The sequence below is a fragment of the Dietzia sp. WMMA184 genome (genome assembly GCF_002441635.1).
GTDB lineage: Bacteria > Actinomycetota > Actinomycetes > Mycobacteriales > Mycobacteriaceae > Dietzia > Dietzia kunjamensis.
Genome location: NZ_NXEI01000001.1, coordinates 2,801,867 through 2,828,129, shown reverse-complemented (window position 1 = coordinate 2,828,129; position 26,263 = coordinate 2,801,867). Strand labels below are relative to the sequence as shown.

Genomic DNA, 26,263 nt, shown 5'->3' with positions numbered 1-26,263 from the left:
GCCGGTGGACTCCTCGGCCCCGGCGAGTCCCTCGACCGGGCTGCCGGCGTGGACGCAGTCCGAGCGGCCGGACAGTTCCTGGCGCAGCAGCCAGCCGGACGGCGCGCGGGAGTCCTCGGGCCGGCCGGGCAGGGCGATGGTCCGTAGCAGTGGGATGTCCTGGCCACCGGCGGTCAGTCCGATCTCGGAGACCTCGAGGTAGGTGCCGCGGCCGCCGTCGGCGAAGCCCGTGGCCGTCACCCTGACCCGCCCGGTGGGGCCGGGCGGCAGTGGCACGGAGGTCTGTTCGCCCACCGCGGGGAACACCGTCGTGGTTCCGGTGTCGGTGCGCACCTCCAGTCTGCTGACGGGCGGTCCGGCGGCGGGGTCCGGGACGGTCAGCGTCAGGACGCCGCGGTCGAGGGGCTCGGGCAGGTCGATCTCGATCCATTCACCGAACGCGGACCCGTACCCGCCGGATCGCCAGGCGGTGTCGGGATCACCGTCGACGGCGGCGGCGACGGAGTGCGCCGGCCGCACCGGTCCGGTCTGGGCCGAGTCGGCCGCCGAGGACGACACCGTGACCCGGGCGTCCCACCATCGGGCCCGCGTGAGAGCCGGGTCGTCCTCGGCGACGGTCGCCGGGTAGTCGGGGACCGTGCCGCGGCTGCGGCGGGGGTCGCCCTCGGCCCGGACGGCCGAGGAGTTGTGGTCGACCCGGCCGAAGTCGGTCTCGCGATCCGCCGGGGAGTCCGTCAAAACCGGGCCGGTGGAGTTCAGCGGCCGCGGCCGCGGGAACGGATCGGACGCCGGGTCGACGCCGGCGGCGAGCGCGTCGGCCTCGAGCAGGCGCGTGACCCGGGACGGCGAGCCGACGGTGTCCTGAGACGCCAGCAGGTCGTCCAACCGGGACAGTGATTCGGGCCCTCCGGCGACGACCTGGAGGTCGCGGAGTTCCACCGTGTACGGCGCGGTCGCCGAGCGGGGCGGTCCGGGCGGCGCCGCATCCGATCCCAGTCGTGAGTCGACCCGGTAGATCTCGATCGCCGGATAGGCCGGCCGCAGCCCGGAATCGGGCACCACGACCACCTCGTCGTCGTTCCTGGCCCCGTCGTCACCAACCCCGTCGTCACCGACCCGGGATCCCCCGACGGGGTCGCCGAACTCGGCGACCTTTACCAACCCGGGCGAGCCGTCGATCGCCTGGTGCACCAGCGCCGGGCGCGGCGCGGCGGCGTCCTCGGACAGGTCGTTGCGCACCACGAGGAACCCGACGCCCAGCGACGCCAGTGTGGCGGCCATCCCGGGCGCGGCGCGGCCGTCGGCCAGTCGTTGCTGCACGGCGTCGAGGGCGCGGATCGCGGGGGCCGGCTGCAGCGGCACGGAGTCGCGGACCGCCCACGGCGTCCGGGCCAGCGGCTGCAGGGGTTCGTCCCGGGTGACCCCCCACACCTGGCGGGCGAACGACGCGCCGGGGACCACGAGCGCACGCGTGGTGCCGGCCGGGTCGGACTCCCCGTCCTCCCCGTCCTCCCCGTCCTCGCCGTCCGCACCCGGCCGGTCCACCGGCGCGTTCTCCGACAGCCACCGCGCCGCCTCCGGCCAGTGGTCGGGCAGCGACTCATGCGCGCCGACCGGCGCGAGCCTGCCCAGCCACGCCGGGGCCACCGACACACCCGCGGCCAGCACGATCACCATCGCCACGGCCACCGACCGGTGGCGCTCCGGGTGCGCCAGCGCGTCCATGACGCGGACGCGGGGGGTCTCGCCCGGGGCGGCCCCGTCGCCGCCCCGCGCGAGTCCCGCGAGCAGACAGGACACCAGGTGGGCGACGCCCAGTACCAGCGGCAACCGCAGTAGCGGCTCGAACTTGTGGACGTTGCGCAGCGCGGCGCCCGGGCCGTCGAGGACGGCGCGCAGGGTCTCGGCGACGCCGCCACCGGCGGGCCCGACCCACGGCGCCGCCATCGCCACCAGGCCGGCGGCGCCGATCACCAGCAGCCGGCCCCGTGCGGGCATCCCGCGCCACAGCAACCCCACGACGCCGGCCGCGGCGAGCACCCCGGTGGCCAGGACGAACACCGGTTCGCTCGTGAGGTCCGCGCCGGCGGTCCGGTCGGTCGACACGAACGGGACCCACGTCGAGGCGCCACGCAGCACCTCGGTCACCGAGGACCACCGGGTGGTGACCTGAGCCGACTCGATGTAGTCGAGGAACGGGGGCGAGACCCGGCCGAGCAGCACCAACGGCACCGCCCACCACACGCACACCGCCGCGGACAGCGGCAGCCACCACGCGGCGAGCCGCGCCCAGGTGCGGTCCGGACGATGCAGGGCCCACCACAGCACCGCGGGCAGGCAGGCGGCCGCCGTGGCGACCGCGTTGACCGCCCCCATCAGTGCCAACGCCAGCGCGGCACCTGCCCCGCCCCGGCGCGGCGACATCCGCCCCTGCAGTACCCGGATGACCGGCAGCAGCACCCAGGGCGCGAGGGCGACCGGCCAGATCTCCGACGAGATCGAGCCCAGGTCGCCGAGCATGCGCGGCGCGAGCGCGTAGAGGACGCCCGCGACCGGGCGCGTGACGCGGGTGCCGATGCGCAGCGCGGCGGCGACGCGGACCACGCCGACGAAGGCGACGGTCAGCACGACGGCCCACCACAGGCGTTGGGTCAGCCAGGCCGGCATCCCGACCAGGTCGAAGACCGCGAAGAACGGGCCCTGCGGGAACAGGTATCCGTACGCCTGGTTCTGCACCTGGCCGGAGAAGGACAGCCCGGTCCACAGGTGGGTGGCCTGGGCGAGGAAGCGCCCGGGGTCCACGACGAGGTCGTACTTGGTGTCCGGGACGACCAGACCCGGGGACTGCAGGCACGCCAGCAGGAGAAAAGCGAGGAACGCGACGACCGCGTCACGCGCGCCGGCGCCGAATCGGGCCCCGCGGATCACCTACGCCGGCGTGAGGGATTGACGGCTGCGCGGGATCAGCGCGCGCCGTACTCGACCTGGCCGAGCAGGGCCTGGTCGGCCGGCGGCTGCGCGACCTCGGGGATGGAGTTCTCGGCCATGGCGGTGTTGACCCCGAAGGCGACGATGCCGCCGAGGACGATTCCGCCGACTGCGCTGGCGAGCGCTCCGGTACCGAAGCTCATCGGGTTCTCCCTGCGGTTCACGTGACAATGTCTGACGATGTCTCACGGCGGGTGCTGTGGAGCACACCGACGCCGGAAGAGTAGCACCCGCGGCCCGCCGGATCGGCGGAGCGGCTCCCATAAGTCCTTACCGGCGGGTAAGTTGGGTGTGGCACATGACACCGCGCCACACCAGACCGCACCACACCGCACCGCAGAGCGCCCGCCGGGAGGAGACCTGTGACGACGGGGACCAAACGCATCCCACGCGCGATCCGCGAGCAACAGATGCTCGATTCCGCGATCAGCGTGTTCTCCGATCTCGGCTACCGCTCGGCCTCGATGGACACCATCGCCCGCCACGCCAGCATCTCCAAGCCGATGCTGTACCTGTACTACGGCTCCAAGGAGGAACTGTTCGCCGCGTGCGTGGTCCGGGAGTCCGGGCGGCTCATCGACCACCTCACCGACGCCGCGACCGGCAGCGCCGGGCCACGGCGGAGACTCGAGGGCGTCGTCCAGGCGTTCCTGGAGTTCGTCGACCAGCACACGGACTCGTGGAACGTCGTCTACCGTCAGGCATTCGCCGAACCCCAATTCCGTGAGGAGGTCGAGAAGACCCGGTCGGTCCTGGTGGATCTGACCACCGACCTCCTCGCGCAGAACTCCGTCGACGAGCGCAGCCGCGAGGTGCTCGAGGTCGTCGCGACCGCCCTCGTCGGGGCGGGCGAGGCGGTCGCCGACCGCGTTGCGCACCGCTCGATCCCCACGTCGGTGGCCGCCGGGGTCGTCGTCGAGCTCGCCTGGCGTGGCCTCGCGGGCGACCCAGCGAAGTCACTCACCACCGCCACAGAGGAGAAGCCGTGACCGACACGTCCACCGCCACCGCCCGCCGGTCCGAGGCCGCCCGGACCCTCAGCCCGGCCGACCTCGCCAAGGGCCTGCCCTCCCTGGTCGCCGACCTGCCGTCCGTCCTCAACGGTCTCCGCATCGTCCGCACCTCGCGCAGCAGCCACAAGGTGTCCATCGGCCGCCGCTTCCAGAAGCTCGCGGCCGACCGGCCCGACGCCCCCTTCCTGAAGTTCCTCGGCACCGAGATCACCTACGGGGAGGCCAACCGGCGGGCCAACCGCTTCGCCGAGGTGCTCAGGGCGCGCGGGGTCCAGCGGGGCGACACCGTCGGCATCTGCATGGTCAACCGCACCGAGGTCATGCTCGCGATCCTGGGTGCGGTCAAGGTCGGCGCGTCGGTGGGCCTGCTCAACCACCACCAGCGCGGCGACGTCCTCGACCATTCGCAGAAGATCATCGAGTCCAAGGTCGTGCTCGTCGGCGCCGAGTGCGCCGAGGCCGTCCAGTCCGTCCCCCGGGAGAACTGGGTCGGCGAACTCGTCGCCGTCAGCTCCCCGATCGACCTGCCCTTCCGCGAGTTCCGCGCGAACCACCGCCCGGAGGAGCTGTCCGACCTGACCTGGCTGGAGGACGAGCTCGACGCACTGGGCGACGACGGGGGTGACACCAACCCGCCGGAAGCCGACGACACCGTGGGGGACGAGACCGCCTACTACGTCTTCACCTCGGGCACGACGGGCCTGCCCAAGGCCTCGACGATGTCCCATTACCGCTGGAACAAGGCGATGGCCGGGTTCGGCCTGTCGGGCGTGCGCCTGCGCAAGGACGATGTCCTGCTCTGTCCGCTGCCGATGTACCACAACAACGCCCTCACGGTGGGCCTCGGCTGCGTGCTCGCCGCGGGTGCCTGCATGGCGATCGAGGAGCACTTCTCGGCGTCGAAGTTCTGGGACCAGGCCCGCGCGGCCGGCGCGACCGCGGCCATCTACATCGGCGAGATCTGCCGGTACCTGCTCAACCAGGATCCCGGCCCGGGCGACCGCGACCACTCCATCCGCGTCATGACCGGCAACGGCCTGCGCCCCGAGATCTGGCACGAGTTCCAGGAGCGGTTCGGGATCGGTCGGATCTGCGAGTTCTACGCGGCCAGCGAGTGCAACATCGCGTTCGTCAACGCCTTCAACGTTCCCCGCACCACCGGGTACTGCCCGATGGACTTCGCGATCGTGGACTACGACCCCGAGACGGGCGAACCGCGCCGCGGCGACGACGGCCGACTGACCAGGGTGGGTACGGGCGAGACCGGCCTGCTCATCAGCGGCATCTCGGACACGCAACCCTTCGACGGGTACACCGACAAGGAGGCGACGGAGAAGAAGATCGTCCGCGACGCCTTCTCCGACGGTGACGCCTGGTTCGTCTCCGGTGACCTCATGCTCGACCAGGGGTTCAAGCACGCGTCGTTCGTCGACCGCCTGGGCGACACCTTCCGCTGGAAGGGCGAGAACGTGGCGACCACCGAGGTCGAGGCGGCGATCAGCGCCCGGCCCGAGGTGGACCAGGCCGTGGTCTACGGCGTCGCGGTGCCGGGCGCGGACGGCAAGGCCGGCATGGCGGCGATCCGTCTCCACGACAGGTCCGACTTCGACGGTGCCGCCCTGGCGCAGCACCTGCGGGACTCGCTGCCCTCGTACGCGGTGCCGCTGTTCATCCGGTTGTCGAAGGAACTCGAGCACACCTCCACCTACAAGAGCCGCAAGACCGAGTTGCGGGAGCAGGCCTTCGACACCTCGCGGTTCGACGACCCCCTCTACGTGCTGAGCAAGGAGAAGGGGTACGTCCCGTTCTACGATGGCGCGGAGAACGACGTCGTCGCCGGCACCGTCTGAGTCCCCCCGCCCGACCCGGCCGGCGCCCCCCTACCAGGAGGTCCAGCCGCCGCATGCCCAGTAGTCGCATGCCCAGCCGCCGAACGTCGCGCCGCGCCCGGCCCGACCCGTCCCGCCGCTCGCTGTTGATCGGCCTCTCGGCCGGCCTGGGCGGGGCGGCGGGGTGGGCCCTGACGTCGATGATCGGAGCGGGTGACGACGACGAGGGGTCCGGTTCCGGCCAGAATGCGGACTCGGTGGGGCCGCGCCCGTACGTGCCGCCCGAGGGAGCCGTCCCGGTGACCGAGCCCCGCCGCCACTACTACGCCGATCCGGGCGACACCGACGGCCAGACATTCGGCGACCTTTACCTACCCGACTCCGCGAACCCGGCGTTGCCGGTGGTGGTGCTGGTCCACGGCGGGGGGTGGAAGGACTCGCTCGGCCTGGCGTACATGGAGAACCATGCACGCGACCTGGCGTCCTTCGACGTGGCGGTGTGGAACGTCGAGTACCGGCGGGTGGACTCCGGCGGCGGCTGGCCCACCACCGTGGCGGACGTCTGCGATGCCGTCGACCACCTCGCCGAGGTCTCCGCGCAGCTCGACGGCCGGTTGGATCTACGCCGGGTGGTGGTGGCCGGGCACTCCTCCGGCGGTCATCTCGCGCTGTGGGTCGCGGGGCGGGCGCGGCTACCGTCCTCGCTGCCCGGGTCCCGGCCGGTCGTGCCGGTCACCGGCTGCCTCTCCCTGGCCGGGGTGTCGGACCTGCTCATGGCCGAGCGCACCGGCGACCGGTACGTCCACAGGCTCCTCGGTGGCCGCCCGGACGATCGCCGCCAGCGCTACGTCGACGCCTCACCGACCACCCATCTTCCCGCCGGCGTGCCGGTGGTGTGCGTCCACGGCCGCGACGACAAGGTGGTCCTGCCCGAGCAGTCCGAGTCGTATGTCCGGGCGGCCCGCCGCGCCGGCGACCCGGCCCGGGTCTCGCTGGTCCCCGGCGGGCACGACCCGTGGGGCGACATCAGCGGCACCGTGTGGCACGACACCCGCGACACGCTGCTGGCCATGGCCCGCCGCAGCCCCAACCCGGCGGGCTAGCTCCAGCCGGTGTCCACGCGGATCCGTTCGAGCCGCCGGTAGGCGATCAGCCACTGCCCGTCCACCCTGCGGTACCGCTCGTGGTAGTGCCCCCAGCCGTGGAGCCGCCGTTCACGGCCGTCGACCGACCACCACAACCGATCCTCCATCGCCCAGATGCCGGTGGCCGTGGGCTCACCGGTGGTCGGGTCCGGGCCCGTCAGCTCCAGCAGCGGCGTGTGCCCGTGATGGACGCTCGTCACCGGGTTCGGACCGTCGAGGGTGTCGCGGATCGCGGCGGTGAGCGCCTCGCGCCCGCGCACCTCGGCCGCGCCGCCGCTCGCCGCCCACGACTCGCTGACCACATCCTCGGTGTGGCACGGTCCGTAGGCGTCCCACTGTTTGGTGTCCATGACGTACAGGCGCCGGGCGAAGACCGCCCGGATCGCCTCGAGGTCCTCCACCGCGCTCCCGTCGTGCAGCCGGCTCATGTCGTGTAATCAGCGTTGATCGAGATGTACTCGCGGCTCAGATCGCAGCCGTAGACGGTGCAGGCCCCGTCGGCCACGCCGGCGCCGCTCTCCACACCCAGGTCGACGGCGATGGTGACCTCCTCGGCCCGCATGATCTCCGTGAGCCGCTGGAGTTCGGCCTCGCCCGGGAACGCCGGGTAGGTCTCGAGGTCGCCGAACACGATGCGTACCCGCTCGGGGTCGATGTCCGTGTCGTCGTGGCACTTGCCGATCGCCATGGCGACCCGTCCCCAGTTGGGGTCGGCGCCGTGGACGGCGGTCTTGACCAGCGGGGAATTGAGGATCGCCTTGGCCACCCGCTTGGCCTGGGCCCGGTCCCGCGCGCCCGTGACCTCGACCGTGAGGAGTTTGGTGGCGCCCTCCCCGTCGCGCGCGAGCTGGCGGGTCAGGTCGAGGCAGATCGCCTCGAACGCCTCACGCAGTTCGACCTCGCCGACAGGGTCGCCCGCGCCGCTGGCCAGCGCGATCGCAGTGTCCGAGGTCGAGGTATCCGTGTCGACGGACAGGCAGTTGAAGGTCTCGTCCACCGCGGCCCTGAACGCCGAGTCCAGCACCCCCGGCTCCACCGCGGCATCGGTGAACAGCACCGCGATCATCGTGGCCATGTCCGGCTCGACCATTCCGACGCCCTTGGCGATGCCCACGATCTCGGCGGTGCCGCCCGTCGTCGTCGTCACCTCCACCCGCGCCGTCTTGGGATGGGTGTCCGTGGTCATCATCGCGGTGGCCAGCGCGACCGCGTCGGCATCGAACCCGGCACCGGCCAGGCCGTCGAGGTGCGTGCGCAGGAGGTCCATCGGGTACCGCCGGCCGATGACGCCGGTGGAGGCGATGAGCATCTCCTCCGGAGCCGCCCCCACGGCGGCGGCCGCGTGCGCGAGCACCTCGCGCGCGTCGGCCATGCCCTGTTCGCCGGTGGCGACATTGGCGTTCTTGGCCACGACCACCACACCGCGCGCCCGACCGCTCGCAGCATTGGCGCGGCTGAGCACGACCGACGGTCCGGCGAAGAGGGACCGGGTGAACACTGCCGACGACGCCGGGGAGGGACCGTCGTTGACGACGACGAAGATGTCATCCCCGCGCTCACGCAGACCCGCGGCACCCGCGTGGGCGCGGAAGCCCGGCGGGAGCGGGATCGTCTGGGCGGCGACGGTGGCGTTCGGCGGAGTCATGCCGACCATTCTCCCCCGCCGGGGTCTGCCCGCGGTATGTGACCGTCCGGGTCGGTCCGGGACGCCGGTTCCACCCCGAAGCATTTCAAGAATGTGACACCTCTAACAAGAGAAAGATGTGCGGTCCCGTGCTCTGCATAGATAAGAAAGTGTGCAGCCGGAACACCGGGCGAAAACCACCTCTCAATTAGTAATTCCGCGATCGCTGCGTAACGTCCTCCAGCGGATTCGGGATGTACATCGCGAGTCCGAAAGCAGGACTGCACCACGAGAGCGGCGCACCCTCGCGCCGCCCACAAACGAAAGGGGTTCCCAAATGGGTTCCATCGAGAGCATCTTCAACCTGTTCATCGGCACGTTCAACGCCTTCATCGAGACCGGCTCCACCGCTGCCGAGGGCTTCGTCGGCGCCGGCTCCACCGCTGCCGAGGGCCTCTACGGCACCATCACCGGCTCGCTCGGCGACGTTGTCGGCGACCTCTGAGACTGAGTGACGCTGGACCCGCGAGGTCCATGTAGCTTTCAACGCCGGCATTCTCTTTCGAGGATGCCGGCGTTGTGCATTTATCAGCCCATTCTTCTCCCGCCTTCCGGACTTTTCCGGGAAAGCCCGGCACGCCTTTCGACAATGAATGTGGCGCAGATCACATTAAACCGCGAGCGCCTGCCAACCAGCGAAAGTAAAGAGCATTCCCCGTGAATCGCCCGCGCGCGACACTGAACCGAGTGACTCCTGATGCAGCCGTACGTAGCGTCCGGAGGCGAGTTCCCGACAGGCCTCGTGCTCATCGAGGACTCCGCACACCGATCGACGCACCAGGCGTCGCATCCTCGACGAAAGGACCATCCCATGGGTTCCATCGACACCTTCTTCTCCGGCCTGGCCAGCGGCTCCTCCAACGTCAGCACCGGCTCGCAGGTCGTTGACGGTGCGGGCGACCTCGCCGCCAGCGTCCTCGGCTTCTTCGACGGCATCGTCGAGACCGTCACCGACGCGCTCGGTTCCTGAGCCGACGCGCCTGACGGCGCCCACCCGGGTTCGGCTACGGTCGGCCCGAGCGCACCGTGACCGGTCCCCGCTCCGGCGGGGGCCGGTTCCGGCATTTCCGCCCGTTCTCCTCGCCCGGACACGCCGGTACCGTGGAGCCATGGAACTCGACCTGACCCGCCACGTCGCCGCCGACCCCGACACCGTGTGGGCCGTGCTCACCGACATCCCCGAGGCGCACCGCACGCTCAGTGGCGTGCTGGCGGTCGAGATCCTCACCTCCGGCCCGTACCAGCCCGGTCTGCGCTGGCGTGAGACGCGCAAGATGTTCGGCATGAAGGCGACCGAGGAGATGATGGTGCTGGCCGTCGAGCCGCCACACTCCACCACCATCGTCGCCGAGAGCGGCGGCACCGAGTACAAGACCGTCTTCACGATCACCCCGGACGCCGACGGCGGTTCGACCCTTCGGATGCGGTTCGGTGCACACACCGCGCACGCCCCCGCGGTCTCCCGGGTCGTGATGTCCGTGATGGGCCGGTTCGCCGAGAAGTCGACCCGCAGGACGATGGAGCAGGACCTGGCGGACATCGCCGCCGAGGCCGAGCGGCGGGCCGGGTGACCCGCACCCGGCCGGGCGCCGATCAGCCCCGTAGCGCCACCGCTCGGTCCCACAGGTCCGCGACGACCTCCGCCGCCGGCCGATCGGCGTAGGCGTCGGCCGCCCGCCAGCGCGACCCCGCCCACAGCGGCGGCACCTCGGAGTCCCCGGCCTGCGCGGCGGCCTTGCGCATGGGCCCGGTGAGCAGGTGCAGATGCGGGTACGCCGGGGGCGCGGCCGCATCGAACTCTTCCACGAAACCGTTAACGAGCGCCCGGGCGTAGCGGCCGGTGTAGCAGCGGGTCGGCCGGGACTCTGTGAACCCGGGGTCGGCCAGCGCGCTCCTGTGCAGGTCGCTCGTACCGGCCTCCGGGGTGCGCAGCAGGACGGTGCCCAGCTGCACACCGTCCGCCCCGGCGTCGAGCACGGCGACCACGTCCTCCGGCGTGCTGATCCCGCCGGCGGCGACGAACTGCGTCTCCGGCAGCGCCTCACGCACCGCCCGCACCAGCGCCACTGTGGTGATGCCGTCGGGCTCCTCCCCCACCGTCGTGGTGGAACGGTGGCCTCCGGCCTCGGCACTCTGCACCGACAGCCAGTCCGCCCCCGCCTCGACCGCCCGGCGTGCGTCGGCGACCCCGGCCACCGTGACGACCACGGCCGACCCCGCCTCCTGCAGAGCCCGGACCATGCCGGGATCCGGGATCCCGAAGGTGAAGGAGACCACCGGGACCGGGTCTGCCACCAGCGCCGCGAGGCTGGCGTCCTGGTCGAAGTCGGTGAACTCCGGCTCCTCCGGGAGCGTGACCCCCAGCCGCTGCGCGACCGGCCCGATCGCCGCCGCATACTCCGCCACGGCGTCCGGTCCACCCGCCGGCGACAGGGCGGCGGCGGAGTCGTCCCGGTCCACGAGGAAGACGTTCACCCCGAACGGCGCGTCCGTCAGTTCACGCACACGCGCGATCTCCGCGCGGAGGCCGGCGGCGTCGAGGTACCCCGAACCGATCATCGCGAGCCCGCCCGCCTCGCCGACCGCGGCGATGAGTTCCGGTGTCGTGGGCCCGCCCGCCATCGGCGCGCCGATCACGGGACGCCGCAGGTGGGACGGCAGAAGGCGGGGCTGGACGTGGCGGGTGTCGTCGTGGGTCATGCCCCTGACGCTACGCCGGGCGGTACAGCCCGGCGTCGGGTCACCGCATAGACCGCGCCGCCGACGACGAAGACGACGACGCCCCCGATCACCGACTGCCAGGGCAGACTCCCGGCCACCACCACGCACCCGATCGCACCCAGCACCGGCACCCAGGCCGGCAGTCCCCGGCGCCGCCGATCGAGGCGCAGTGCGGCGGTGTTCGCCACGAGGTAGTAGATCAGCACCGCGAAGGAAGAGAACCCGATCGCCTGACGGACGTCCGCGACCAGCACGATCGCGGCCACCAGCACGCCCACGCAGAGCTCGGCGACGTACGGCGTCCGCGTGGTGGGGTGCACGGCCGCGAGCGGCGCGGGCAGGTGCCGGTCGCGCGCCATCGCCAGCGCCGTTCGGGATACGCCGAGCACCCCGCCGAGCAGCGCCCCGAGGGCCGCGATCCCGGCGGCGACCCGGACCACCGACGGGAGCACCCCGCCACCGCCTGACTCGCGACCGTCTCCTGCGCCACCGTCTCCTGCGCCACCGCCTCCCGCACCGCCGATCTGCGCGGCCGCGTCGAGCACCGGCGCCGCGCTCGCGGCCACTCCCCCCACCCCGAGCACGTGCACCGTGGCGGCCAACACCGCCGCGTAGACCCCGATCACCACGATGATCGCCACGACGACCGCGCGGGGGATCGTGCGGGCGGGCTCACGCACCTCCTCCCCGAGGGTCGCGATGCGGGCGTACCCGGCGAAGGCGAAGAAGCAGAACCCCGCGCCCCCGAGGACCCCGAGAACCCGGGCGGGCCACGCCTCACCGTCGACGGCGGGCGGTGACGCCACCGGTCCGGCACTCGCGGGTCCCGTCACCCACGCCATCGCGACGAACACCGCCAGAACCGCCAGCACGATTCCGACCAGCGCCTTCGACGCGGCGGCCGTGCGCTGCACGCCGAGCACCGACAGGATCGTCAGCGCGAGCACCGCCGCGGCCGCGACGAGGCCGGCGTGCCCGGGCCACAGGTACAGGCCCGCCGTGAGGGCCATCGCCGCGCAGGACGCGGTCTTGCCCACCACGAAACCCCAGCCGGCGAGGAACCCCGGCAGCGGCCCGAGGAGTTCGCGCCCGTAGACGTACGTCCCTCCCGCCGAGGGGAAGTGCGCCGCCAGCCGGGCCGACGACAACGCGTTGCACACGGCCACCACCGCGGCCACCGCGAGCGAGACCCACACCAGCGAGCCGGCGCGGGCCGCGGCGGGCGCGAACGCCACGAACACCCCGGCCCCCACCATCGCGCCGAGCCCCAGGACGAAGGCATCGGACAGGCCCAGTCTGCGCTCCAGAGTCGACGTCACCGTGTCACCATGACAAACCCGGGTGGACGGCAGATGAACGTGGCACCCGGCCCCCCGCTCGAATTCGGCTCACCCGCCGGTCCGGATACATTGGGGGTCGTGTCCCTCACCCGCCGGCTCCGCGTGACGGCCGCCGTCCTCATCACCGGACTGGCGATGAGCGGGTGCGCGGACGACGAACCCGCGGACCCGGCCCCCGTCAGCGCTGCGGCCACCCCGGCAGCGACAGCGGCTGGCGCTGCGCCGCCCGCACCACCGGCACCGGCACCGCCGTGCGAGTCGCCGCTCGATTCGCTGACCCAGCGGGAGCGGATCGCGCAACTGTTCACCGTCGGCGTGAGTTCGATGGCAGACGCCCGGCAGGCGGTCGAGCAACACAAGATCGGAGGGATCTTCCTCGGTGGCGGCGTCGTCGGCGAGGTGGTCTCGGGCGACGCGCTCGCCCGTCTCCAGCAGGACAGTCCCCTCCCGCTGCTGGTCGCGATCGACGAAGAGGGCGGCCGCGTGTCCCGCATCGCCCCCTACGCCGGCCCGCTGCCGTCCGCCCGGGTCATGGCGGCCACCATGAGTCCGGAGCAGGTCCGGTCGGCGGCCCGCGCGCGCGGCGAGTTCCTGCGCGGGATGGGCGTGACCGTCGACTTCGCCCCCTCGGTCGACGTGTCCGCGCAGCCGGACGGTGCCGTGATCGGGGACCGCTCCTTCTCCCCCGATCCGGCCCGCGTGGTGCGCTATGCCCGCGCGTTCGCGACCGGACTGCAGGACGCCGGTGTGGCCCCGGTCTTCAAGCACTTCCCCGGCCACGGCCGCTCCTCCGGCGACAGCCACAACCAGTCGGTGACCGTGCCACCCCTGGACCAGCTCGTGCCCCACGACCTGCACCCGTTCGCCGAACTCGCCGGGACCCCCGGCGCCGGCATCATGCTGGGCCACCAGCAGGTGCCCGGACTGACCGGGGTGGACCGTCCGGCCTCGCTCTCACCGGCGGCGTACCGACTCCTGCGGGAGGGCCAAGGTTACGGGGCGCAACAGTTCGACGGACCGATCTTCACCGACGACCTGTCCGGCATGCGCGCGGTCACCGACGCCTTCCCGCTGCCCCGGGCGGTCGCCGAGTCGCTCATCGCCGGCGCGGACTCCCCGCTGTGGATCACCACGGCCGGGATCGGCGAGGCCTTGGACGCCGTCGAACAGGCCCTGGCCAATGGCGCCCTGAGCAGACAGGCCCTCGACCGCTCCCTGATGCGCATGGCGGCACTGCGCGGGATCCCCGGCTGTGTGGGCGGCCCCGCCACCGGGCAGGTCGAGGGCGCCGCCGCACTGTCCGCACCGATCCCCGACCTCGCCCCCCGCGCCGGACTGCCCGCACTGCCGGGGCCACCCGGCTGACCGGTCAGCCCGCGCCCTCCGGAGTCGCCGCGCCCCCGGTCCACACGCCCGAGGATCCGCGACGGTGCGAATCCACCAGGTGGGTGTCGACCACCCCGATCGCCTCCATCAGCGCGAAGACGGTCACCGGTCCCACGAAGCTGAAACCCCGTCGTTTGAGCTCCTTCGCGAGCGCCTCCGACTCCGGCGAGCGGCTGGGTACCTCGTCCGCGGTCCGCGGCTGCGGGGTGGTCTCCGGCCGGTACGACCAGATCAGCTCCCCGAGCCCGCCCTCGGACCGCAGGGCTACCACTGCACGCGCGTTGGCGATGGCGGCGTCGATCTTCCGGCGGTTGCGCACGATCCGCTCGTCGGACATGAGCCGGGCCACGTCGTCCTCGGTGAAGGCGGCGACAGCGTCCGGGGAGAACCCCGCGAACGCCTCCCGGAAGGCCGGGCGCTTGCGCAGGATCGTCACCCAGCTGAGCCCGGACTGGAATCCCTCGAGGACCAGCCGCTCGAACAGGCCGGCCTCGTCGCGGACGGGCACGCCCCACTCGGTGTCGTAGTACTCCCGCAGCAGGGGGTCCCGCGCCGCCCAGGGAGGTCGCCTCAGTCCGTCCTCGCAGAGCACCGTGCCGGCGGCGGAGGCGTGGTTCTGGGTCTGGTTCTGGGTCTGGATCTGTGTCTGGGGCTGGGTCTGCATGGGGTCTCCCGGGTTCATCGGACCACCCGTGTGGCGGTCGCCCGCCACCCTAGGACCGCGCTACGACAGCACGCCCGTGAGCTGGACGATCCGCACCAGAGCCAGGACCAGCAGCGCCACACCCACCACGAGGGTGAGCACGCGCCCGGCCACGCGGCCGTACGACAGGAACCGGTCGATCCGGCGGGTGGCCGCGGTGATCCCGCCCGACCGGACCCGCGCCAGGGCGACGATCAACCCGGCACTGGGCAGGATCGCGATGATCGCGAAGTACAGGATCTGCAGCAGCTTGGACCACCACGGGGTCTCGGCGAAGGAGATGAGCACCATCCCCGCGGCGAACGGCGCCGACGTCCCGGACTGGATGACGCCCAGGGCGACACCCGTGGCCATGATCCCGAACTTCTGCAGGATGTTCTGCGTCAGCGGCGCCTCGACGCTCTCCTCCTTGGCCTCGGCGGGCTGCCGCAACCCCATGACCGTGATGACGAGGCCGACCACGCCGAGCGCGACCATCGCCCACAGGTTGTAGAACAGGCTGCGGACGAACTCCTGGTTGTTGCCGATCACCCACACCGAGATCAGCGAGAGCAACACGATGCCGCAGAACGCGCCGCCGGTGAACCGTGCGGCCCGCGGCGCGAACGCGACCCCGCGTCCGGCAGAGGTCAGCCACAGGCCCGCGATGACGGCGAAGGCCAGGAGGTTGAGCGAATCGATCGCCGCGAAACCCAGCAGGCTGAGGTAGTACTGCACCGGACAACCCTACCGACGTCGGCCCGGCCGGAAGTCTCGGAGGCCGTCGGGATCAGCGTCGTCGTCGCGGTCGCGGCCCTCGTTGTCGTCCCGTTCGCCGTCGTCCCGCTCGCCGTCGTCCCGCTCGCCGGCAGAGCTCCCCTCCCGGCGCGGGCGGCCGAACACCGACCGCTCGCGGCGCCGCAGCACGTCGAGGTCCCGCACGGTCCAGCTCCGCACCGGTGCCGGGACACGCCACTGTCGCCACCACGCGACCATGCGGAACGCGAACACGAGGAAGGACAACACGGTCGCGGCGATCGGCCCCCAGGTGTCGGTGGCCACGGCGAGGGCCGTCAGGGCGGCACCGGTCGCCGCCGGGATGACATACAGGTTGGAGCCGCTGAACACCGCGGGGATCTCGTTGGCGACCACGTCCCGCAGCAACCCGCCGCCCACCGCCGTGACCACCCCGAGCAGCAGCGCCGACGCGACCGGCATCCCGTGATCCAGCGCCCGCGCGGTGCCGAAGGTGCAGAACAGCCCTAGGCCCGCGGCGTCGAACGCGACGATCAGGGTCTGCACGCGGTGGATGAGCGAACCGAGCAGGTACACGACCGCCGCCGCGACCACGGGCGCGACCAGGTAGATCGGCTCCGACAGCGCGAGCGGGGTGACCCCCAGCAGGACGTCACGGATGATGCCGCCACCGAGACCGGCGAGAAGCCCCAGCACGAGGCCACCGGTGATGTCGATGTCCTTCCGCGCCGCCAGCAGGTTCCCGGACAGGGCGAAGAAGAACACACCCATCAGGTCGAACCACAGGACCAGCGGCGAGGACTCCACGGCGGGGCCTAGACCACCGCGTCGGCCGCGTCCGACGCATCCGTGGTGGAACGCGCGTGATGACGGTTGCGCACCGCCCGGAACGTCCAGAGCTTGTTGACGATGAAGTTGATCGGCATCGTGATGAGGATCGTCAGCAGCTGACTCCAGTACTCACGGGAGTTGATCCCGGCGTCCTCGTGGAACAGCGGCTCCGGTAGGTAGAACGGGCTGGTGGGGTTGGTGAACGCGAGCTTGATGAAGATACCCGCGGCCGCCGCCACCGACCCCACCACGAGGAACGGCCAGAACTCCTGCCAGGGCGGCGCCTTGTGCCCCTTGCCGAACGTCCAGTGCCGGTTGAGCAGGAAGTTGTAGACGTTCGCCACGAGGAAGGCCACGATCCACACCAGCGTGGTGAACCGGAAGTTGAACTCCGTCCCCCCGAGCGGGAAGAGGATGTCCTGGGCGTTCTGTGTCCCGCCGTTGGCCTTGTTCATCAGGACCGTGACGATCATGTTCACGACCATGCCGGAGCCACCCACGATCCCGAACATGAGGAACTGTCGGGCGCCACGACGGTAGCGGCCGGGTTCGGGGAGGGCTGGGGTCACAGGCGATGAGTCTAGGCGTTCACCGCCCTCTCAGGCCGCGCCGTGGCCTTCCGCGATGCGTTCCGCCGGGTCCTCGATGGGCCCGGGTGCGGTGCCGTCGCCGAACGGTCGACCGCCCAGTTCCTCGCGGTGGTGCGGGGTGAGCAGACCGGACAGGTCCGGCCCCTTGGGGACCACACCGGTGGGGTTCACGTCCCGGTGGACGTCGTAGTAGTGCTCCTTGATCTGCGGGAAGTCGCAGGTGTCACCGAAACCGGGGGTCTGGAACAGGTCCCGCAGGTAGCCCCACAGCGCGGGCATCTCGGAGATCTTGTTGCGGTTGGCCTTGAAATGGCCGTGGTAGACCGCGTCGAAGCGGACCAGTGTGGTGAACAACCGGATGTCCGCGACGGTGATCGTGTCGCCGACGAGGTAGCGGCGCGTGGACAGCCGCTCCTCGAGCCGGTCCAGCGATTCCCACAGCTCGTCGTACGCCTGCTCGTAGGCGTCCTGGTCCGCCGCGAATCCGCAGCGGTACACGCCGTTGTTCACGGTGGGGTAGATCCACGAGTCCAGCTCGTCGATCTCGTCCCGGTGCTCGGCCGGGTACAGGTCCGGGGCGCCCTCGCGGTGGAAGGCCGTCCACTCGGAGAGGAGATCGAAGTTGAGCTTCTGATAGGCGTTGGTCACCACCGACTTGGTGGGCAGATCGACCAGCGCGGGGACCGTGATGCCGCGCGGGTAGTCGGGGATCCGGTTGAAGTAGGCCTCCTGCAGACGGTGCAGACCGGTCTCCGGGTCGCGCTCGTCCGGGTCGAGGTCGAAGACCCAGGAGTTGACGTCGTGCGTGGGGCCCGCGAGGCCCATCGAGATGGCGCCCTCGAGTCCCATGAGACGGCGCACGATGATGGTGCGACTGGCCCACGGGCAGGCGCGGGCGGCCATGAGTCGATAGCGGCCGGGCTCCACCGGCCACCGCATCTCGCCCACCCTGTCCCCCACCGGTTCCGACCCGGCCGGTACGTCCGCCACCACGCGATCGTTGATGTAGGTGGCGTCGCGGACGAACTCACCGTCGGTCGAGGCGTTCCTGGCGGGCGTGAAGTCGGTGTCGGCAGCCATGAGGGCCTCCAGAGATCGGCGTGAGGTTATTGATGCATCACCAACATACCGGGTGGGATGTGGCCAGGCCAGCCCTCCTCCCGACAACGGGTGTGCGACGCTGGGCACCATGGACTCCGCGCACGTCGACGACGTCCCCGCCCGCTACTCCGACTTCGCCGAGTTCGAGGTCCGCGGACGCACCCCGGTGTACCTCTCCTGGGCCCGGGGCATCGCGGACGACCCCGACACCAGCGACCTCATCGCCTCGCTGCCCCGGATCAAGCGTCAGCCGGCACTGTTCTTCGCCGCCGCCCGTCACGCCGGTGCGCCCGAGACCGAGGACTACCCGGCCTTCCGCGACTTCGTCCACGAACACTGGCCGGGGATCGAACAGATCGCGCTCACGCACTCCACGCAGACCAACGAGGCCAAGCGCTGCGCGGTGCTCCTGCCGTTCCTGTCCCTGCTGCCCGGACCGCTCTCGCTGGTGGAGATGGGCGCCTCCGCCGGCCTGTGCCTCTACCCGGACCGCTACGCCTACCGGTACACGCTCGACGGCGGCGTCACCCGCGAGCTGACGCCCGCAATCGTCGACTCTCCCGCGGCGCCCCCGGTCCTGGACTGCGACCTGCGCGACGGCGTCCCGCTGCCCCGCGCGTTGCCGGAGGTCGTCCACCGGGGCGGCGTCGACCTCTCCCCCATCGATCCAGCCGACCCGGATTCCCGCGACTGGCTACGCAGCCTGGTCTGGCCCGGACAGCAGGCCGAGCGCGTGCCCCGCCTGGACGCCGCGCTCGACATCGCGGCCGCCGACCCGCCGCAGATCATCGCCGGCGACCTGGTCGAGGAGCTGGAGGCCTCCGTCGCCGCGTGTCCCGCGGGATCGACACCGGTGGTGTTCCACACCGCGGTGCTCGGCTACCTCGAGCCGCCGGCCCGCGCCGAGTTCGTCCGCCGGGTCACCGAGCTGGACTGTGTGTGGATCTCGGTCGAGGGTGTGACCCTCCTGCCCGACGTCGCCGAGCAGGTCCCGGAGTCGCTCCGTCGACACAAGGGCATCTTCGTCGTCGCCGTCAACGGTCGCCCCCTGGCCACGGCGCACGGCCACGGCGACTGGGTCCGCGCGCTCGACCTGCCCTGAGCTAGCCGAACGGCCACCCGCGCCGCATCGGCACGTCCGTTCCGGACCCACTCGCGTCGGGCTCGATGAGGTACTCCGTGCCGAAGGCCGCGGCGTAGATGTCCGGCGGGAACGCCAGCATCATGCCGATGTCGCTGGTCTGACTGGCGTGGCACTGCATCGCGCGGCGCTTGAGGTCGATCACGTCCGACGGCAGGTCGATCGCCCACGCGATCTCCGACTCCGCGACCCCGATCGGTTGTCCGTCGTCGCCGATGAGGATCGCCTGCCGGATCCGATCCGCGTCGAGGTCCATCCCGCCGGCCGCGAGAGCCTGCATGAACTCGGCCGCGGCGGGGCTGTCGAGCATCTCCACCTGGGTGTCCCGATTGGTCGTGGCCTCCATCAGGCGGGGACGTCGCGCGGCCACCTCCGCCGCGCGCCGGGCGATCCGGTGGACCGCGATGTGGTCGGGGTGCCCGTAGTTCCCGTGGTGGTCATAGCCCACCAGGACGTCGGCGTCCTCGCGGTCGCAGATCCGCGCCACCCGCGCGGCGGCCTCGTCGACGTCGGCGCTGTGGAGGCTCAGCGGGTGATCGTTCTGCTCCCACCCGGTCATCCCCGAATCCCGGTACCCCAGCCAGTCGATCCGGGCCACGCCCAGCACCGCCGCCGCCGCACGGGCCTCCCCTCGCCGGTGCTCCACCAGGTCGCCGTCGGGTCCGAGGTGCTCGGGGCGCTCACCGTGATCGCCGTCGGTGGCGAACACCGTCACCACCCGGTGCCCGGCGCGGGAGGCGAGCGCCATCATCCCCGCGGTCTGGGACGTCTCGTCGTCGGGATGGGCGTGGAGGAACACGATGGTCGACACCCGGACATTCTGCCCTGCCGGCCGCCCCGCGCGGGGCGTCACGCCCGTGCGTCGGGATGGCCCGCGAGCCAGCGGTCGAACGCCTCGGCGCTGGTCAGCTCAGGCGTGTAGCCGAAGACCGTCCGTAGACGCGTGTTGTCCAGCACCGGGCGGTAACGCAGGAAGCCGGTCTGCTCGGGCCCGTAGCGGCTGACCCGCAGTGCGCTTCCCACGGCGAGGACCGCCTTGAGCACCGGCTCGGGGATCGCGAGGGTGCGCTTGCCGAGCCGCGCCGCGATCTGGTGGATGGTCAGCGTGCCGGTGCCGGCCACGTTGAACGTGCCGGGCGGCCCGTCACCCACCGCGCGCACGACGATCGCCACCAGATCGGTGTCCCAGATGAACACGAACGGCGAGTCCGACCCCCGCACGGCCAGCAGCCGCCGCCGGTGGAACAGGGCGGTGATCTGGTTGTCCACGGCGTCGCCCAGGATCGTGCCGACGCGCAACACGACCTGCTCCAGCTCCGGGTGCTCCCGGCGGGCGTCGGCGAGCAGGTGTTCGACGAGCGCCTTGTGGTGGCTGTACGCGAAGGCGCTGGTGCCGCGGACCGGGTGATCCTCGGTGATGGGCACCGGATTGTCCGCGTGGTAGCCGTAGGCCGCGCCCGACGAGGACACGACGAGCCGCCCGACCCCGTGTTCTACACAGGCGTCGAGGACGTGACGGGAGCCGTCGACATCCACCCGGTAAGCGGCGTGGCGCCCCATCCCGTCGGGGTCGACGATCGAGGCCAGGTGCACCACCGCGTCGTGCCCCGCAACGGCGGTGGAGACGGCGGCGGCGTCGGTCACGTCGAGGCGCACGTGCCGCACCCCGGGGGCGCCCGGGTCGTCCGGCACCAGCAGGTCGCCGCTCGTCACCTCGTGCCCGGCAGCCGCGAGTCCGGCCACCACCCCTCTGCCGAGGAACCCGCTGCCGCCGGTGACCAGAACCTTCATGCCGTGACCTCCCTGTTCTCGGCGTTCGCCGTGCTGTGCCGCGCCCACACCACGGCGACGACCAACCCGGCGATGATGTCCCACACACCCCACCACGCGGCGACCAGGGCCATCCCACCGAGTCCGTCGAAGAAGCTGAACACGAACAGCAGTCCCAGCCCGGCGTTGCGGATGCCCACCTCGAACGTCATGGCCTTGCGGGCGGGGACGTCGAGCCGGAACCCACGCGCGATGCCGTACCCGAGGCCCAGGGCGAGCGCGTCGTGGAGGAACACCGCCACCGCCACCACCCCGATGTAGGCCACGAACAGCGACCAGTTGTTGGCGACCGCGATCACGATGATCCCGCCCAGCGCCACGAACGACAGAACCCCCACCACGCGGTGGGTGCGCGCGGCGACCTGCGGCAGCAGGTGCGACACGGTCAGCCCGAGCGCGAACGGCAGCGCGATGACCAGCAGCACCTCGCTGAGCATGTCCCACGGGGCCACGTCGCCACGCGCCCGGTGGGTGAGGATGTTGGAGACGTTGCCGGGCGGGCAGCACGCCACGAGGATCATGCCGAGCGCGACCGACCCCTGCACGCCGAGCAGCAGCGTCAGCAGGAACGTCAGCGCGGGCAGCAGCGCGAACTGTGCTGCCACGGCCACCGCGAACGCCCTTGGCTTGCGCAGCGCCAGCCGGAAGTCGGAGAGCCGCGTGTCCATGGCGATGCCGAACAGGATCAGTCCCAGGACGATCTTCAGCGTGGTGAGGGACCCGGAGTCGAACGCGATCCGGATGTCGTCGACGTTCACGAGCCGGCCCCCGGTGTCTGCGCGGAGTCCGAACCCGCCGCCTCCATGCGCGCGACCAGCCCGGTCACGGCGCCGCGGTAGGCGCTCTTGTTGACGTAGTAGGCCATCCGGTCCAGCCCGAGGTAGTGGTAGCCGCCCGTGAGGTCCGGGCGGGGGCCGCGCCGGGAGGAGTCGACGACGGCGAGGGCCGCACGCCCGGCCGGTGAGTCGTCACGGTGTGCCGCGAGATAGCGGGCGACGAGGTCGGCCTGTTCGTAGCGGCCCTGCCAGCCGATGCCGGAGGCCTCGAGCATGCCGAGTACGGCGAGGTCGTCGCGGGCCGACGGGAAGATGTTGAGGTGCAGGTCCGGCGCGGCGGCGCTCTCGGCCCAGTCGAGGTGGCGGCGGTCGATGAACGGGTAGTCCAGCACGTAGCCGGTGGCGAGCATGACCAGGTCGTACTCGCCGGAGGTCCCGTCGACGAAGTGCACGGTTCGCCCGTCGAACCGCTCGATGTCCGGGCGCACACCGATGTCGCCGTGGCCGACGTGGTGCAGGACGAGCGAGTTGACCACGGGGTGCGACTCGTAGATCTTGTGGTCGGGCTTCGGGAACCCGAACCGCGTGGGGTCGCCGGTGAACAGCCTGAGCATCCGCGAATCGACGAACTGCTTGATCCGCGCCGGCAGCGGGCGGCCCGAGTTCAGCGTGTCCGCCGGCCGGCCGAGGATGTACTTGGGGACGAAGTGGTAACCGCGCCGCACGCTGATGTCGACCGAGGCGGCGTGGTGGACGGCGTCGACGGCGATGTCGCACCCGCTGTTGCCACCGCCCACCACGAGGACCCGCTCTCCGGCCAGCTCCTGCGGGTACTTGTACCGGCTGGTGTGGCGGACCTCGCCGCTGAATTCCCCGGCGAACTCCGGGATGGTGGGTTCGGAGAGGGTGCCGTTCGCGATCACCACGGCCGAGAACTCCCCGGCGTCAGCCACCGGCCCGCCGCCCACCTCGTCGTCGTCGCTGCCCCCTCCCCTGGCCGCGCCGGCGGCGCGCACGTGGAGTCGCCACCTGGAGTCGCGCGCGTCACTCACCGGTTCCGCGCGGACCACCTCGGTGCCGAAGCGGAACCGTTCGCGTAGGCCGAAGTGGTCGGCGAAGTCGCGGAAGTAGGCCAGCAACCGGCGGTGGTCCGGGTAGTCGGGGGTGTCGGCCGGCATGGGGAACTCGGCGAACTCCGTGGTGCGGGCGGAGGAGATGAGGTGGGCCGACGCGTAGACCGTGCTGCGCGGGGAGTCGATGTTCCACAGCCCGCCGACGTCTCCGGCGAGGTCGAAGCCCACCCAGGCGACGCCCTGACGGTCGAGGTTGCGGGCTGCGGCCAGGCCGGAGGGCCCGGCCCGATGATGGCGACTGGACGGGTGTCAAAGATGGGAACGGGTACAGATACTGCCCCAGAACGCGAGAATCCCCGGCCGGTTTCGTCCGCACTGGACGAAATCGACCGGGGAGGGCCCGGAAGCGACCCGGAGTCTACTTCTCGCGAACGACCGAGCCGTCGTCCTGCAGACGCAGGAGCGGGTAGATGCCGTTCTCGTCGTGGTTTTCGTCGCCGACGACCGGGGGGTTGAAGACGCAGAGCATCTGCATCTCCTCCTCCACGATGACCTGGTGCTTCTCGTTGCCGTCGAGCAGGTACATGGAACCCGCCTCGAGCGGGTACTCCTTGTCGTTGGTCAGGTCACGCAGGGTGCCCTTGCCACGGGTCAGCCACACGGCCTCGATGTGGTTGGCGTAGTGGAAGTCGTTGGTCGTGCCGGCCGCGATGGTGGTCTCGTGGAACGAGAACCCGACACGGTCGTCGGCCAGGACGATGCGCTTGGACTCCCAGTTGCCGTTGTTACCCTTGATGTGGCGGTCGGTGTCGGTGATCTCTGCGGTGGTACGAACGATCATGCGGGGCCTCCTCGGCGAGGTCGTGGGTCGAGGGTGTGTGGTCTGGGCGCTCAGAGGTACTGCTGGGCGAGGACGTGGTCGACGGCCTCGTAGCAGATCTCGATGCCGCGATCACGCTCGTCGTCGGTCAGGGTGAGCGGAGCGAGGAACTTGACGACCTCGTCGCTCGGGCCGGCGGTCTCGACCAGCATCTTCTTGTCGAAGCACCGGGCCATGACCTCTCCGGCCAGCTCCGGCTTCTCGAGGAAGGCGATACCGAACGCCATGCCGCGGCCGCGGAGTTCGAGCTTTCCCTCGTACTTGTAGACCAGCGGGGAGAAGCGCTCGCGCAGGATGCGACCGTTCTCGAGGGTGCGGTTCTGGAGGGTGTCGTCGGACCAGTACTTGTGCAGCGCCACGTCGGCGGTGATGAATGCCATGTTGTTGCCGCGGAAGGTGCCGTTGTGCTCGCCCGGGGTCCACTCGTCGAGCTCGCGGTTGAACAGGGTGACCGCTAGTGGCAGGCCGTAGCCACCGATCGACTTGGACAGGCAGACGATGTCCGGCTTGATGCCCGCGAACTCGAACGAGAAGAACTCGCCGGTGCGACCGCAGCCCATCTGGACGTCGTCGACGATCAGCAGGATGTCGTGGCGCTTGCACAGCTCGTCGAGGGCCTTCAGCCACTCGGCGCGCGCAGCGTTGATGCCTCCCTCGCCCTGGACGCACTCGACGATCACGGCCGCCGGGCGGTTCATGCCCGAGCCGGAGTCGACGAGGACGCGCTCCATCCACTGGAAGTCCTCGGTGACGCCACCGAAGTAGTTGTCGTACGGCATCGGCGTGGCGTGGACCAGCGGGATGCCGGCACCGGCGCGCTTCATCGAGTTGCCGGTCACCGACAGCGATCCGAGGGTCATGCCGTGGAAAGAGTTCGTGAAGTTGATGATGGCCTCGCGGCCGGTGACCTTACGGGCCAGCTTGAGTGCCGACTCCACGGCGTTGGTGCCGGTCGGCCCGGGGAACATCACCTTGTAGTCCAGCCCGCGCGGCTCGAGGATCTTCGAGGAGAAGGTCTCCAGGAACGCGCGCTTGGCGACGGTGTACTTGTCGAGCGAGTGGGTGACGCCGTCGCGCTGGATGTACTCCAACAGCGCGCTCTTCATGTCGTCGTCGTTGTGGCCGTAGTTCAGTGCGCCGGCACCGCCGAAGAAGTCGAGGTACTCGTCTCCGTCGACGGTCGTGAGCGCGGTGCCCTTGGCGGTGTCGAATACCACCGGCCAGTTGCGCGAGTAGCTACGGACCTCCGACTCGCGGTCGGAGAAGATGTCCGTATTGGTGCTGGTGTCGTGCGTGGACTCGGTCATGGTCTTCAGATCACTCCATTTGTGAAGAGGCGGGCGACGGTGGCGGGCCGGGCGGCCCGCGCGCCCTCGTCTAGGAAATCGTGTACAGGTCTTCTTGCTCGTGACCTTCGCCGAGGAGTTCGGAGCTCAGGTAGTCCTCGTCGGACAGCGTCATCCCGCGGTCTCGCGCGACGGCACCGAAGGTGCGCTGGGACGCCTCGTTGTCCGGGCTGATGGTGGTGCGCAGGCGCACCACGCCGCGCTCGGCCAGCCGGTCCATGAGGCTGTGCAGCAGTCGCGCCGCCAGTCCCTTGCCGCGCTGGTCGGCGTCGACGCCGACCTGCCACACGAAGATCGTGTCCGGCTCCGAGGGGCGGATGAATCCGGTGACGAATCCGACGACCCGGCCCTCGACCTCCACCACCACGGAGCTCTCCGAGAACTCCGCCCCCCACAGCACGTAGGCATAGGAGGAGTTGAGGTCGAGAACGCCGCTGTCTCGGGCGATCTCCCACATGCGGGTTCCGTCGGCCGCGGTGGGCACACGGAACAGCGCGTCGGACGAATCAGGGTTACGGGGTACTACTCGTTCTCCTGGGTTCATAGTCGGTGTCCACCGTAGTGACGTCCCCACGTTGTTGCATCACCCTTCCCCAATTCGTTACCTGAAAACACGATGAGTGTGCAGGTGGCCGCCGGGGAGTGAGGTCGGTCACGGCGCAGTCTCCGACAACGGTTCCGGCGAAGGCTCTGCGGTGACAGAATCAGGGCATGGACGCCAACCCGATCACCGAATTCGACGAGGCGCGAAGTCTGCAGCTTCTGGGCACCGTCTCCCTGGGACGCCTGGTCACCGTCTCCGAGGGCCGTGCCGACATTTTCCCCGTCAACTACGCGCTCTCCCCGGAGGGCAAGCTGTTCTTCCGCACCGCGGAGGGCTCCAAGCTCGCCGGAATCACGGTCCATCCGGATGTCGTGTTCCAGGTCGATCACATCGAGGGCGACGATGCCTGGTCGATCGTCGTGCGTGGGACGGCGCGACGGCTCGACAGCTTCGCGGAGATCAACCGCGCGGAGGATCTCGGGCTCAAGCCCTGGATCCCGACCCTGAAGTACAACTTCGTCGAGATCACGCCCGAGAAGATCTCCGGCCGCGGATTCACCTTCGGCGAGGAGCCGGAGCGCTACACCGGTTACTGACCCACGCCCCA

General features: G+C 71.0%; 25 protein-coding genes and 2 pseudogenes. 9 read left to right on the top strand and 18 right to left on the bottom strand.

Annotated elements, in window-relative coordinates:
• Positions 1-654: 654 nt before the first annotated feature.
• Together CK206_RS20450 and CK206_RS13065 are read right to left on the bottom strand one after the other, a co-directional pair.
• Positions 655-2,928, bottom strand: a pseudogene (locus tag CK206_RS20450) (DUF3367 domain-containing protein); the annotation flags it as partial.
• A 35-nt stretch (positions 2,929-2,963) separates the two neighbouring features.
• Positions 2,964-3,131, bottom strand: coding sequence for a DUF2613 domain-containing protein (locus CK206_RS13065; protein WP_082923887.1), 168 nt, complete (start codon positions 3,129-3,131; stop codon positions 2,964-2,966).
• A gap of 219 nt (positions 3,132-3,350) precedes the next feature.
• Here CK206_RS13065 and CK206_RS13060 point away from each other — a divergent pair, with 219 nt between their 5' ends.
• The 3 genes from CK206_RS13060 (at position 3,351) to CK206_RS13050 (ending at position 6,933) form a co-directional block, all read left to right on the top strand.
• Positions 3,351-3,977, top strand: coding sequence for a TetR/AcrR family transcriptional regulator (locus CK206_RS13060; protein WP_082923886.1), 627 nt, complete (start codon positions 3,351-3,353; stop codon positions 3,975-3,977).
• Positions 3,974-5,851, top strand: coding sequence for a long-chain-acyl-CoA synthetase (locus tag CK206_RS13055; RefSeq protein WP_096906640.1), 1,878 nt, complete (start codon positions 3,974-3,976; stop codon positions 5,849-5,851). The genes CK206_RS13060 and CK206_RS13055 overlap by 4 nt, the downstream gene beginning before the upstream one ends.
• A 68-nt stretch (positions 5,852-5,919) precedes the next feature.
• Positions 5,920-6,933 (top strand): alpha/beta hydrolase, encoded by a 1,014-nt coding sequence (locus CK206_RS13050; protein ID WP_254050577.1) that lies wholly within the window; start codon positions 5,920-5,922, stop codon positions 6,931-6,933.
• Here the strand turns inward: CK206_RS13050 and CK206_RS13045 are convergent.
• Both CK206_RS13045 and argJ read right to left on the bottom strand, forming a co-directional pair.
• Positions 6,930-7,403, bottom strand: a complete 474-nt coding sequence (locus CK206_RS13045) for a nuclear transport factor 2 family protein (RefSeq protein ID WP_096906638.1) — start codon at positions 7,401-7,403, stop codon at positions 6,930-6,932. The genes CK206_RS13050 and CK206_RS13045 overlap by 4 nt on opposite strands.
• Complete coding sequence (gene argJ, locus CK206_RS13040; RefSeq protein ID WP_096907447.1) at positions 7,400-8,620, bottom strand: bifunctional glutamate N-acetyltransferase/amino-acid acetyltransferase ArgJ; 1,221 nt, start codon at positions 8,618-8,620, stop codon at positions 7,400-7,402. Before argJ ends, CK206_RS13045 begins: the two co-directional genes overlap by 4 nt.
• Positions 8,621-8,936: 316 nt before the next feature.
• Here argJ and CK206_RS19890 point away from each other — a divergent pair, with 316 nt between their 5' ends.
• The 3 genes from CK206_RS19890 to CK206_RS13035 all read left to right on the top strand — a co-directional run bounded on the left by CK206_RS19890 (position 8,937) and on the right by CK206_RS13035 (position 10,230).
• Positions 8,937-9,104: a hypothetical protein gene (locus CK206_RS19890; RefSeq protein WP_159981146.1), complete on the top strand. Its 168-nt coding sequence runs from the start codon at positions 8,937-8,939 to the stop codon at positions 9,102-9,104.
• A 366-nt stretch (positions 9,105-9,470) separates the two neighbouring features.
• Positions 9,471-9,629 carry a hypothetical protein gene (locus CK206_RS20035; protein WP_167457788.1) on the top strand — a complete coding sequence of 53 codons (159 nt, stop codon included), beginning with the start codon at positions 9,471-9,473 and terminating at the stop codon, positions 9,627-9,629.
• Between the two features lie 139 nt (positions 9,630-9,768).
• Positions 9,769-10,230, top strand: coding sequence for an SRPBCC family protein (locus CK206_RS13035; RefSeq protein ID WP_096906637.1), 462 nt, complete (start codon positions 9,769-9,771; stop codon positions 10,228-10,230).
• 22 nt (positions 10,231-10,252) lie between these two features.
• On the opposite strand, the gene CK206_RS13030 is transcribed toward CK206_RS13035, so the two are convergent.
• Together CK206_RS13030 and CK206_RS13025 are read right to left on the bottom strand one after the other, a co-directional pair.
• Positions 10,253-11,359, bottom strand: a complete 1,107-nt coding sequence (locus tag CK206_RS13030; protein ID WP_096906636.1) for a nitronate monooxygenase family protein — start codon at positions 11,357-11,359, stop codon at positions 10,253-10,255.
• Positions 11,356-12,699: an APC family permease gene (locus tag CK206_RS13025; RefSeq protein ID WP_096906635.1), complete on the bottom strand. Its 1,344-nt coding sequence runs from the start codon at positions 12,697-12,699 to the stop codon at positions 11,356-11,358. Before CK206_RS13025 ends, CK206_RS13030 begins: the two co-directional genes overlap by 4 nt.
• A 99-nt stretch (positions 12,700-12,798) precedes the next feature.
• Between CK206_RS13025 and CK206_RS13020 the strand changes: the two genes are divergently transcribed.
• Positions 12,799-14,085 (top strand): glycoside hydrolase family 3 N-terminal domain-containing protein, encoded by a 1,287-nt coding sequence (locus CK206_RS13020; protein WP_096907446.1) that lies wholly within the window; start codon positions 12,799-12,801, stop codon positions 14,083-14,085.
• A 4-nt stretch (positions 14,086-14,089) separates the two neighbouring features.
• Here CK206_RS13020 and CK206_RS13015 read toward each other — a convergent pair whose 3' ends face one another.
• The 5 genes from CK206_RS13015 to CK206_RS12995 are packed head-to-tail and all read right to left on the bottom strand — an operon-like array spanning position 14,090 to position 18,045.
• Positions 14,090-14,770: a DNA-3-methyladenine glycosylase I gene (locus CK206_RS13015; RefSeq protein ID WP_067715923.1), complete on the bottom strand. Its 681-nt coding sequence runs from the start codon at positions 14,768-14,770 to the stop codon at positions 14,090-14,092.
• Positions 14,771-14,830: 60 nt separating this feature from the next.
• On the bottom strand, positions 14,831-15,526 hold the full coding sequence (locus CK206_RS13010; RefSeq protein WP_067715919.1) for a hypothetical protein: 696 nt from the start codon (positions 15,524-15,526) through the stop codon (positions 14,831-14,833).
• Between the two features lie 9 nt (positions 15,527-15,535).
• Positions 15,536-16,351, bottom strand: a complete 816-nt coding sequence (locus tag CK206_RS13005) for a trimeric intracellular cation channel family protein (RefSeq protein WP_067715918.1) — start codon at positions 16,349-16,351, stop codon at positions 15,536-15,538.
• A gap of 8 nt (positions 16,352-16,359) precedes the next feature.
• Positions 16,360-16,944, bottom strand: a complete 585-nt coding sequence (locus CK206_RS13000; protein ID WP_082923884.1) for a GtrA family protein — start codon at positions 16,942-16,944, stop codon at positions 16,360-16,362.
• 30 nt (positions 16,945-16,974) lie between these two features.
• Positions 16,975-18,045 carry a glutathione S-transferase family protein gene (locus CK206_RS12995; RefSeq protein WP_069390139.1) on the bottom strand — a complete coding sequence of 357 codons (1,071 nt, stop codon included), beginning with the start codon at positions 18,043-18,045 and terminating at the stop codon, positions 16,975-16,977.
• A gap of 109 nt (positions 18,046-18,154) precedes the next feature.
• Between CK206_RS12995 and CK206_RS12990 the strand changes: the two genes are divergently transcribed.
• The gene (locus CK206_RS12990; RefSeq protein ID WP_069390138.1) at positions 18,155-19,168 is read left to right on the top strand and encodes a DUF2332 domain-containing protein; all 1,014 of its coding nucleotides are present in this window, start codon (positions 18,155-18,157) and stop codon (positions 19,166-19,168) included.
• Between the two features lies 1 nt (position 19,169).
• Here CK206_RS12990 and CK206_RS12985 read toward each other — a convergent pair whose 3' ends face one another.
• From CK206_RS12985 to ectA, 7 genes and pseudogenes are all read right to left on the bottom strand, one after another.
• Entirely contained in the window at positions 19,170-20,018 is an 849-nt protein-coding gene (locus CK206_RS12985; protein WP_096906634.1) for a PIG-L family deacetylase, read from the bottom strand.
• A gap of 38 nt (positions 20,019-20,056) precedes the next feature.
• Complete coding sequence (locus CK206_RS12980) at positions 20,057-20,998, bottom strand: SDR family oxidoreductase (protein WP_069390136.1); 942 nt, start codon at positions 20,996-20,998, stop codon at positions 20,057-20,059.
• A complete protein-coding gene (locus tag CK206_RS12975; protein WP_069390135.1) occupies positions 20,995-21,795 on the bottom strand; it encodes a bile acid:sodium symporter family protein in 801 nt (266 codons plus the stop codon). Before CK206_RS12975 ends, CK206_RS12980 begins: the two co-directional genes overlap by 4 nt.
• Positions 21,792-23,159 (bottom strand): annotated as a pseudogene (locus tag CK206_RS12970) (flavin-containing monooxygenase); the annotation flags it as partial. The gene CK206_RS12975 and the pseudogene CK206_RS12970, both read right to left, overlap by 4 nt.
• Before the next feature lie 145 nt (positions 23,160-23,304).
• Entirely contained in the window at positions 23,305-23,727 is a 423-nt protein-coding gene (locus CK206_RS12965; protein ID WP_067715905.1) for an ectoine synthase, read from the bottom strand.
• A 50-nt stretch (positions 23,728-23,777) separates the two neighbouring features.
• The gene (gene ectB / locus CK206_RS12960) at positions 23,778-25,073 is read right to left on the bottom strand and encodes a diaminobutyrate--2-oxoglutarate transaminase (protein WP_096906632.1); all 1,296 of its coding nucleotides are present in this window, start codon (positions 25,071-25,073) and stop codon (positions 23,778-23,780) included.
• A 70-nt stretch (positions 25,074-25,143) separates the two neighbouring features.
• Complete coding sequence (gene ectA, locus CK206_RS12955; protein ID WP_067715900.1) at positions 25,144-25,656, bottom strand: diaminobutyrate acetyltransferase; 513 nt, start codon at positions 25,654-25,656, stop codon at positions 25,144-25,146.
• Between the two features lie 167 nt (positions 25,657-25,823).
• Here ectA and CK206_RS12950 point away from each other — a divergent pair, with 167 nt between their 5' ends.
• Complete coding sequence (locus CK206_RS12950; RefSeq protein ID WP_096906631.1) at positions 25,824-26,252, top strand: pyridoxamine 5'-phosphate oxidase family protein; 429 nt, start codon at positions 25,824-25,826, stop codon at positions 26,250-26,252.
• The last annotated feature ends 11 nt before the right edge of the window (positions 26,253-26,263 follow it).